At 69.4% G+C, this 9,990-nt stretch carries 7 protein-coding genes; 4 read left to right on the forward strand and 3 right to left on the reverse strand.

Annotated elements, in window-relative coordinates; genetic code table 11:
* Positions 1 to 86: 86 nt before the first annotated feature.
* The 3 genes from AB0958_RS42410 to AB0958_RS42420 all read right to left on the reverse strand — a co-directional run bounded on the left by AB0958_RS42410 (position 87) and on the right by AB0958_RS42420 (position 3,594).
* The gene (locus AB0958_RS42410; protein WP_366895840.1) at positions 87 to 956 is read right to left on the reverse strand and encodes a hypothetical protein; all 870 of its coding nucleotides are present in this window, start codon (positions 954 to 956) and stop codon (positions 87 to 89) included.
* A gap of 181 nt (positions 957 to 1,137) precedes the next feature.
* Entirely contained in the window at positions 1,138 to 2,226 is a 1,089-nt protein-coding gene (locus AB0958_RS42415) for a metallophosphoesterase (protein WP_366895841.1), read from the reverse strand.
* A gap of 255 nt (positions 2,227 to 2,481) precedes the next feature.
* Entirely contained in the window at positions 2,482 to 3,594 is a 1,113-nt protein-coding gene (locus tag AB0958_RS42420; protein ID WP_366895842.1) for a LacI family DNA-binding transcriptional regulator, read from the reverse strand.
* A gap of 459 nt (positions 3,595 to 4,053) precedes the next feature.
* Here AB0958_RS42420 and hisC point away from each other — a divergent pair, with 459 nt between their 5' ends.
* From hisC to cydD, 4 genes are all read left to right on the forward strand, one after another.
* Positions 4,054 to 5,133, forward strand: coding sequence for a histidinol-phosphate transaminase (gene hisC, locus AB0958_RS42425; RefSeq protein ID WP_366895843.1), 1,080 nt, complete (start codon positions 4,054 to 4,056; stop codon positions 5,131 to 5,133).
* Positions 5,134 to 5,375: 242 nt separating this feature from the next.
* Positions 5,376 to 6,884, forward strand: coding sequence for a cytochrome ubiquinol oxidase subunit I (locus AB0958_RS42430; protein WP_366895844.1), 1,509 nt, complete (start codon positions 5,376 to 5,378; stop codon positions 6,882 to 6,884).
* A gap of 18 nt (positions 6,885 to 6,902) precedes the next feature.
* On the forward strand, positions 6,903 to 7,910 hold the full coding sequence (gene cydB / locus AB0958_RS42435) for a cytochrome d ubiquinol oxidase subunit II (protein WP_366895845.1): 1,008 nt from the start codon (positions 6,903 to 6,905) through the stop codon (positions 7,908 to 7,910).
* Positions 7,911 to 7,993: 83 nt separating this feature from the next.
* On the forward strand, positions 7,994 to 9,990 hold a 1,997-nt coding region (cydD, locus tag AB0958_RS42440; RefSeq protein ID WP_366895846.1), incomplete at its 3' end, for a thiol reductant ABC exporter subunit CydD.

Genomic DNA, 9,990 nt, shown 5'->3' on the forward strand with positions numbered 1-9,990 from the left:
TGTCCGGGTGTCCGGGTGTCCGGGTGTCCGGGTGTCCGGGTGTCCGGGTGTCCGGCCCGCGCCCCCGGGAGGGGGCGCGGGCGGGGCTATTCCGGCTGGTGTTCCGGGCCTCCGAAGTCCGGGCTGGTGTAGTCCGGGCTGCTGAAGCTCGGGCGGGGGGCGGGAGCCGCGCCGTCGTCGGTGCTGAAGCCGGGGCGGTCGTAGCCGAGGCGCGGCATCCGCCCCGCCGGGCCCGACGGGGCCGTAGGGCGCAGTTCGGCCGTACCGGCGTCAGTGGCCAGCGCTTCCCGCAGGAAGGGCAGGATGCCGCGCTCCAGCAGGGCGTCCTGCCAGGCCTGCCGGGCCTTGGCCACCTCGCCGTCGGGTTCGCCGTAGGCCCCCGCCTCCAGCGAGGGGCTGTTGCGCAGTGCGGTCAGCAGCAGCCCCGCGCCCGCCATGAGGATGGCGGCCGCGGTCACGGCGCCGAACACCCAGCCGGCGGTGAGCATGGTCTGGGCGAACGCCGGGGCCGGGTCCAGCATCTTCAGGACGTAGCCGACGAGCAGGAAGATCGCGGCGGCGGTGCCGGCGAGCACGGGTGCCAGGACCAGGGCGAGGGCGAAACCTCCGGCGCCCGTGGTCTCGGCGGCTTCGCCGAGGGTGGTGGCGAGCCCCACCGAACCGCCCGCGGCCGACTCGGCTGAGTCCGGCTGCTGGACGGGGGCCGGGGTGGACCGCGCCGGATTGCGCAGTTCCTCGCGGACCTTCACGTAGTGCTGGTACTCGGTCGCCGCGGCCGCCGCTATCAGTGCGGTGGCGTTGAGCGCCATGGTGCGCAGCTGTTCGGTGTTCAAATGCCGACCGGTACCGGCCAGTTCGGGACGGTAAGGGGCGGAGCGCAGCGCCTCATCGAGGATCCGCTCGTATTCCTGGCGGTCCTCGCTGTGCAGGTGCTGCGGAACGCTGTTCATGTGCATCCCCCGATGCTCCGTAGGGCTTGTGGCTCGCACGCCGGCGAACCGTCGGGCAGAAACGGAGGGGAGCCTGCTACGGATAAACCGATGGTAGAGCCGTCAAGGCACGCGGTGACAGGGGGTTGCCGGAAATTGGGGGTGGCCCGCGTGTGACGCCGGAGGGATAGAACAGCCCACCGAAAGCTCAGACGTCCAGCGGGAGTTGCCTCACCAGCAGTTTTCCGGCCATGGTCACTCCGCCGTCCATGGCGATGGCGAGTCCGTCCGCGTAGATGTGCGGTCCTTCCACGACGGGCCTGGTGCTCTCTTCGTCGTCCTCGGAGCCGACTTCGCCCAGCAGATAGGGAATCGGGCTGTGCCCGTGAACGATGCGGGTGCCTCCGTACGTATCGAGAAGGGAACGGACGGCGTCTGCACCCCCCTCGTCGCGGAAGGAGAAGCGCTTGGTGAACTTGCGGAAGAGATCCCAGACCTCGTCCGCGTCGTTACGGGTGATGGTCTCGCGGATCGTGTCGTTGACCGCCTCGATCGAGTCCCCGTAGTCGAGGTAGGCGGTGGTGTCCGAGTGCACCAGCAGGTAGCCGTCGACCTCCTCCACCGCGTCCAGGCGCGCCATCCACTGGAGGTGGTGGTCCTGGAGCCGGTCCATGTCGGTCTTCTGCCCGCCGTTGAGCAGCCACGCGGCCTGGAAGGTGGCGGTACCCGCGCCGGAGTTGACGGGGGTGTCGCCGAACCGCTTGGCGCCGAGCAGCAGCAGCTCGTGGTTGCCCATGAGGGCCTTGCAGTAGCCGCCGGCCGCGGCCGCCTCGGCGGACAGCCGCATCACCAGGTCGATGACGCCGATGCCGTCCGGGCCGCGGTCGGTGAAGTCGCCGAGGAACCACAGCCGGGCGGTGCCCGCGCACCAGTGCCCGTCGGCGTCGACCAGGCCCTGCTCGGCCAGTGCGGCGAGCAGCTCGTCGAAGTAGCCGTGCACGTCGCCGACGACGTACAGCGGGCCGGGGCCGTCCGCGGGCTGCGGGGCCGCGGCGCCGGCCGGTTCGACCGGCAGCTGGAGCGTGTCGCCGCGGTTGATCACCGGCAGGTCGCGCTGGGTCGGGGTGTACTCCTCCGGGTAGCCCTCGGGATACGGCTCGTCGAGCGCCGGGGCGGCCTCACCGGGGTGGGTGCCGTGGACGTACGGACCGGTCTCGTTGACGTATGCGGGCACCCGGAAGTCGCGCACCGTCGCCGTCCGTTCCACCTCGGGTCCCTGACCGGCCCCCTGAGTCATCAGACCCCTCCACCATCGCGCCGCAACTGCACCGGTTCGGACTGCCTGGTCGCAGCGGCCCGCGGTGTCGTGGGCCCATCATAGGAATGCCCGTCGCGCCGTGTGATGACCCAGGGGTGGTGAATCGGTTCGGGGCCCCGGTCCGATGCGGCTTTCGCCCCGGTTGGGAGGGGCTTCGCCTGTCGGCCGTTCACCCGCCGTCCCCCGTTCGACGGCGGCAGGCAGGTGAGCCGGCCGTACCTCCGCGTGTCCGTGCTACTCCTCCTCCGGCGCCCGCGGCGGGCTGACCGTGGTGCGCGGCACCCGTCGCTGGGAGGAGGTGCGCACGATCAGCTCGGTCGGTATCACCTGCTCGACCGGATGGTCGGACTCGACCCCCTCGATCGCGTCGATGAGCAGTTGCACCACCGCCGTGCCGATCCGGCGCGGTTTCAGCGAGAGCGTGGTGATGGGCGGTTCGGTGTTGGCGTACACGGTGGACTCGCTGCAGCAGACCAGCAGCAGGTCGTCGGGGACCCGCAGCCCGTAGCGGCGGGCGGCGGCGAGCAGGTCCGTGCCGTTGGGGTCGAACAGGCCATAGACGGCGTCGGGCCGGTCGGGCCGGGCGAGCAGCCGGTCGGCGGCGACGGCTCCCGCGCACGGGTCGTGCGCCGGGTACGCCTCGTACACCGGGTCCTGGCCGACGCGTTCGCACCAGTGCAGGTAGGCGGTGGTCGACAGATGCGTGTACGTGTCCGTCGTGGTGCCCGTGAGCAGCCCGATCCGGCGGGCACCCGCGTCGGCGAGGTGGTCGAGGATGCCGAGTACGGCGGCCTCGTGGTCGTTGTCCACCCAGGCCGTGACCGGCAGTGAACCGGCCGGCCTGCCGTCGGAGACCACCGGCAGCCCCTGCCGGACCAGCTCGCTGACGACCGGGTCCTGGTCGGAGGGGTCGATGACGACGGTGCCGTCCAGGGCGACGTTCGACCACACGTCGTGGCGCGAGGTCGCGGGCAGGATGACCAGGGCGTAGCCGCGGGCGAGCGCGGCCGAGGTGGCGGCCCGCGCCATCTCGGCGAAGTACGCGAACTCGGTGAAGGTGAAAGGTTCATCCCCGTACGTCGTCACGGTCAGGCCGATGAGTCCCGACTTGCCGGTACGGAGGGTTCGGGCGGCGGCCGAGGGGCGGTATCCCAGCCGGTCGGCCACCTCGCGGACGTGGCGCCGGGTGGCGTCCGGAAGCCGGCCCTTGCCGTTCAGGGCGTCGGAGACGGTCGTGATGGAGACTCCGGCGGCGGCGGCCACGTCTCTGATGCCCGCCCGGCCTGGCCGGTTGCCTCGCCGAGAGGTTTCCGCGCGGCTCACCTGGTGCTTCCCTGCTGCTGTCATGGCGAGCCGATAGTAGGGCTCATGTGGTGGGGTAGTGCGGACGCATATGCGCGCGTTGACAGGCACGTTTCTGCAAGGTCAAAAGAGGTCAACTACCTTAGAAAGAAAGTCAGTTGCACGATTCAGTGATGAGACGTAACTTGTCGGCGCGGATGGGCCTGCCAAGTGTCCGATGTCTCGAAGAGGTCTCAACTCACCTGCATGGGCGATGCGCGCTACGGCGTGAGCCACCGGCGCGTAGATATATGTAGGGCGCGCCCCCGATACGTACGCCTTCGTACGGTGATGCCCGTGATGCCGATGGGACGGATGAGCAGGCCGCCGCCCTCTTCTCCTCCGCTTCCACGTGGCTCCTCGCTGATCCGCGGCTGTACTCAGCGGTGCCGAATCCTCATAAGGTGAGCAGTATTGGATGCCGGCGGCGCGGACGGTCCGCCGGTGGTCGTGAGGAGGACTGCGGTGAGCGAGACGAGCCCCAAGCTGCGCGCCGAGCTGGAGGGAATCCCCACCTACAAGCCGGGCAGGCCGGCGGCGGCCGGCGGCCCGGTCGCGTACAAGCTCTCCTCCAACGAGAATCCCTATCCCCCGCTGCCGGGCGTGATGGAGTCCGTCACCGCGGCCGCCGCCGCCTTCAACCGCTACCCCGACATGGCCTGCACCGGACTGATGAACGAGCTGTCGGACCGCTTCGGCGTCCCGCTCGGTCATCTGGCCACCGGCACCGGCTCGGTCGGCGTCGCCCAGCAGCTGATCCAGGCCACCAGCGGTCCGGGCGACGAGGTGATCTACGCGTGGCGGTCCTTCGAGGCGTACCCGATCATCACGCAGATCAGCGGTGCCACCTCGGTCCAGGTGCCGCTCACGCCCGGCGATGTGCACGACCTGGACGCGATGGCGGACGCCGTCACCGACCGCACGCGCCTGGTCTTCGTCTGCAACCCGAACAACCCGACCGGCACGGTGGTGAAGCGGGCCGAGCTGGAACGGTTCCTCGACCGGGTGCCGAACGATGTGCTGGTGGTCCTCGACGAGGCCTACCGGGAGTTCATCCGCGACCCCGAGGTGCCGGACGGCGTCGAGATCTACCGCGAGCGGCCGAACGTCTGCGTCCTGCGGACCTTCTCGAAGGCGTACGGCCTCGCCGGGCTCCGGGTGGGCTTCGCGATCGCCCATGAGCCGGTGGCGGCGGCGCTGCGCAAGACGGCGGTGCCGTTCGGCGTCAGCCAGCTCGCGCAGGAGGCGGCGATCGCCTCGCTGCGGGCCGAGGACGAGCTGCTCGGCCGGGTCGGCTCGCTGGTGTGCGAACGGCAGCGGGTGGTCGACGCGCTGCGGGCCCAGGGCTGGACGGTGCCCGAGAGCCAGGCCAACTTCGTCTGGCTGCGCCTGGGGGAGCGCACGACGGCCTTCTCGGCGGCCTGCGAGGAGCACGGTGTGGTCGTCCGGCCCTTCCCGGGTGAGGGCGTGCGGGTGACGATCGGCGAGAACGAGGCGAACGACATTCTCCTCAAGGTGGCGGAGGGCTTCCGCAAGGAGCTCTGATCGCCGGCGGTGTCCAGGTGTGCGGGGTCGTGCGGCCGGTGAAGGGGCCGAGCGGCCCCGTACGTGTGTCGACACGGTGCCGGACGGCTCATGCGCCACCCCCCTTCGGGTTCCGACAATCGGTGCGTCATAATGGCTTGTGAATGTGAATGCATTCACAAGCGTGTCCCGTTTGCTCCGTGATGCACGTAACAAAGGGGGCAAATGCCGCTGTACCTCGGCGACGTAAGGAGACTGACGACGTGGACCTGGCTTTGGCGCCGGAGACACTGGCGCGCTGGCAGTTCGGCATCACCACCGTCTACCACTTCCTGTTCGTCCCGCTGACGATCTCGCTGGCAGCGCTCACGGCCGGCCTGCAGACCGCCTGGGTGCGCACGGGGAAGGAGAAGTACCTCCGGGCGACCAAGTTCTGGGGCAAGCTCTTCCTGATCAACATCGCGATGGGTGTCGTCACCGGCATCGTGCAGGAGTTCCAGTTCGGCATGAACTGGTCGGACTACTCGCGGTTCGTCGGTGACATCTTCGGCGCCCCGCTCGCGTTCGAGGCGCTGATCGCGTTCTTCTTCGAGTCCACCTTCATCGGGCTGTGGATCTTCGGCTGGGACAAGCTCCCCAAGAAGATCCACCTGGCCTGCATATGGATGGTCTCCCTCGGCACGATCCTGTCCGCGTACTTCATCCTCGCGGCCAACTCGTGGATGCAGCACCCCGTCGGCTACAAGATCGACAAGGCGAAGGGGCGGGCCGAGCTCACCGACTTCTTGGCCGTGCTGACCCAGAACACCGCGCTGGCCCAGGCCTTCCACACGCTGAGCGCCTGCTTCCTGACCGGCGGCGCCTTCATGGTGGGCATCGCCGCCTTCCACCTGTTCCGCAAGAAGCACATCACCGTGATGAAGACCTCGCTGCGGCTCGGACTGATCACCGTGGTGATCGGCGGACTGCTCACCGCGGTCAGCGGCGACACCCTCGGCAAGGTCATGTTCAAGCAGCAGCCGATGAAGATGGCCGCCGCCGAGGCCCTGTGGGACGGGCAGCACTCCGCGCCGTTCTCGATCTTCGCCTACGGCGACGTGAGCAAGGGCCACAACACCGTCGAACTCTCCGTCCCGGGCGTGCTGTCCTTCCTCGCCGACGACGACTTCAACTCCTACGTCCCCGGCATCAACGACACCAACAAGGCCGAGCAGCAGAAGTACGGTCCGGGCGACTACCGGCCCATCGTCCCCGTCACCTTCTGGGCGTTCCGCTGGATGATCGGCTTCGGTATGGCGTCCTTCGCGATCGGCCTGGCCGGGCTCTGGCTGACCCGCAAGAAGTTCATGCTGCCGCAGCACCTGAGGGTCGGCGAGGACGAGGTGCCGAACCTGGTCCTCTTCAGGAACAAGGCCCTCAGCCCGAAGCTCGGCAGGCTGTACTGGCTGGTGGCGATCTGGACCCTGGGCTTCCCGCTGATCGCCAACTCCTGGGGCTGGATCTTCACGGAGATGGGCCGTCAGCCCTGGGTCGTCTACGGCGTCCTGCAGACCCGTCACGCCGTTTCCCCCGGCGTCTCCCAGGCGGAGATCCTCATCTCGATGATCACCTTCACCGCGCTCTACGCCGTCCTCGCCGTGGTCGAGGTCAAGCTGCTCGTGAAGTACGTCAAGGCCGGCCCGCCCGAACTCACCGAGGCCGACCTGAACCCGCCCACGAAGATCGGCGGCGAGGCTCGTGACGCCGACAAGCCGATGGCCTTCTCGTACTAGGCCGAGGGAGACGCTGTCATGGAACTTCACGACGTCTGGTTCGTCCTCATCGCCGTCCTGTGGACCGGCTACTTCTTCCTGGAGGGTTTCGACTTCGGGGTCGGCATCCTCACCAAGCTGCTCGCCCGTGACCGGCTGGAGAAGCGGGTCCTGATCAACACGATCGGCCCTGTCTGGGACGGCAACGAAGTGTGGCTGCTCACTGCGGGCGGCGCGACCTTCGCCGCCTTCCCCGAGTGGTACGCCACGCTCTTCTCCGGCTTCTACCTGCCCCTGCTGGTCATCCTCGTCTGCCTGATCGTCCGGGGGGTCGCCTTCGAGTACCGGGCGAAGCGGCCCGAGGAGAACTGGCAGCGCACCTGGGAGACCGCGATCTTCTGGACCTCGCTGATCCCCGCGTTCCTGTGGGGCGTGGCCTTCGGGAACATCGTGCGAGGCGTGAAGATCGACCAGCACTTCGAGTACGTCGGTACCCTCTGGGACCTGTTCAACCCGTACGCCCTGCTCGGCGGACTGGTGACGCTGACCCTCTTCACCTTCCACGGTGCGGTGTTCACGGCGCTCAAGACCGTCGGTGACATCCGGGTACGGGCGCGGCAGCTGGCGACCAAGGTCGGTCTTCTCACCGCCGTGCTGGCACTGGTCTTTCTGCTGTGGACCCAGGTCGACAGCGGTGACGGCAAGAGCCTGGTGGCGGTCGTCGTGGCCGTGGCCGCGCTGGCCGGCGCCCTGGGGGCGAATCTGCGGGGCCGGGAAGGCTGGGCGTTCGCCCTCTCCGGCGTCACCATCGTGGCCGCCGTGGCGACGCTCTTCCTGTCGCTCTTCCCGAACGTCATGCCGTCGACGCTCAACGGGGACTGGAGTCTCACGGTCACCAACGCCTCGTCGAGCCCGTACACCCTGAAGATCATGACCTGGCTGGCGGCGATCGCCACGCCGCTGGTGATGCTCTACCAGGGCTGGACCTACTGGGTGTTCCGCAAGCGGATCGGCACCCAGCACATCGCGACCGAAGCCGCGCACTGAGTCCGAGGGGAAGGGTGTCTCATGAAGGCCGTCACGGTGACCCGTGATGTTTCACGTGAAACACCCTCTCCGGACCGAAGGGCATGTTTCACGTGAAACCGATCGATCCCCGTCTGCTGCGCTACGCACGCGCCACCCGCCTCTTCCTGATGGCCGTGCTCGGCCTCGGTGCCCTCGGTGCCGGGCTGGTCATCGCGCAGGCCATGCTCATCGCCGAAGTGGTGGTCGGTGCCTTCCAGCACGGCCACTCGGCCTCCGAACTCCGCACCCCCCTCCTGCTGTTGGTGGCCGTCGCCGTCGGACGTGCCCTGGTCTCCTGGCTCACCGAACTCGCGGCGCACCGGGCCAGCGCGGCGGTCAAGTCCGAGCTGCGAGGACGGCTCCTCGACCGGGCGGTCGCCCTCGGCCCGGGCTGGCTGACCGGCCAGCGGACAGGGTCGCTGGTCACGCTCGCCACTCGGGGCGTCGACGCCCTCGACGACTACTTCTCCCGCTATCTGCCGCAGTTGGGGCTCGCGGTGGTCGTGCCGGTCGCGGTGCTGGCACGGATCGTCACCGAGGACTGGGTGTCCGCGGCGATCATCGTCGGGACCCTGCCGCTCATCCCGCTCTTCATGGTCCTGATCGGCTGGGCCACGCAGTCCCGGACGGACCGGCAGTGGAAGCTGCTGTCCCGGCTGTCCGGCCACTTCCTGGACGTGGTCGCCGGACTGCCCACGCTGAAGGTGTTCGGCCGCGCCAAGGCGCAGGCCGAGTCCATCCGTCGGATCACCGGCGAGTACCGGCAGGCGACCATGCGGACCCTGCGGATCGCCTTCCTTTCCTCCTTCGCGCTGGAACTGCTCGCCACCCTGTCGGTGGCACTGGTCGCCGTGACCATCGGCATGCGCCTGGTGCACGGCGACATGGACCTGTACACCGGGCTTGTCATCCTCGTGCTCGCACCCGAGGCGTATCTGCCGCTGCGCCAGGTGGGGGCGCAGTTCCACGCCGCGGCGGAGGGGCTTGCGGCGGCCGAGGAGATCTTCGCCGTGCTGGAGACGCCGGTGCCGGCCCAGGGAGCGGGCGAGGTGCCCGTCGGAGCCTCCCTGGTCTTCGAAGGGGTGGCGGTCCGCTATCCGGCCCGGTCGGCGGACGCGGTCGCCGACGTCTCCTTCACGGTGGGACCCGGGGAGACCGTCGCCCTGGTCGGCCCGAGCGGAGTGGGCAAGTCCACGCTGCTGCACGTGCTGCTGGGGTTCGTACGGCCGACCGGGGGACGGGTCAGGATCGGGGGCACCGACCTTGCCGACATCGACCTGGAGGCCTGGCGTTCGAAGGTCGCGTGGGTGCCGCAACGGCCGCACCTGTACGCCGGGACGATCGCCGAGAACGTACGGCTCGCGCGTCCCGACGCGGACGACGACGCGGTCCGCGGTGCGCTGCGGGACGCGGGGGCCCTGGAGTTCGTGGACGCGTTGCCCGACGGTGCCGGGACCGTGCTCGGTGAGGACGGCGCCGGTCTGTCGGCCGGGCAGCGCCAGCGACTCGCGCTGGCCCGGGCGTTTCTCGCGGACCGCCCTGTGTTGTTGCTGGACGAGCCGACGGCCGCGCTGGACGGGGTGACCGAGGCGCAGGTCGTCTCGGCGGTACGACGGCTCGCCGAGGGGCGGACCGTGCTGCTGGTGGTGCACCGGCCGGCGTTGCTCTCCGCGGCGGACCGGGTGGTCAGGCTCTCCGGAACTGAGGCCCCCAAGGCGCTCGACCCGCAGACGTCCCAGGACCACCGCCTGCTCACCACCCCGCTCGGCCGGCCGGAGAACGAGGCCGACGAGCGGTCCGATGGTCCGGAAGTCGAGGCCGGTGACCACTCTGGTGGGCTGGAAGTCGAGGCCGGTGACCACTCCGGTGGGCTGGAAGGTGAGGCCGACGAGCGCTCTGGTGGGCTGGAAGGTGAGGCCGACGAGCGCTCTGGTGGGCTGGAAGGTGAGGCCGACGAGCGCTCCGGTGGGCTGGAAGGTGAGGCCGACGAGCGCTCTGGTGGGCTGGAAGGTGAGGCCGACGAGCGCTCCGGTGGGCTGGAAGGTGAGGCCGACGAGCG

The sequence above is a fragment of the Streptomyces sp. NPDC006655 genome, from assembly GCF_040703965.1.
In the GTDB taxonomy this organism is placed as follows: domain Bacteria; phylum Actinomycetota; class Actinomycetes; order Streptomycetales; family Streptomycetaceae; genus Streptomyces.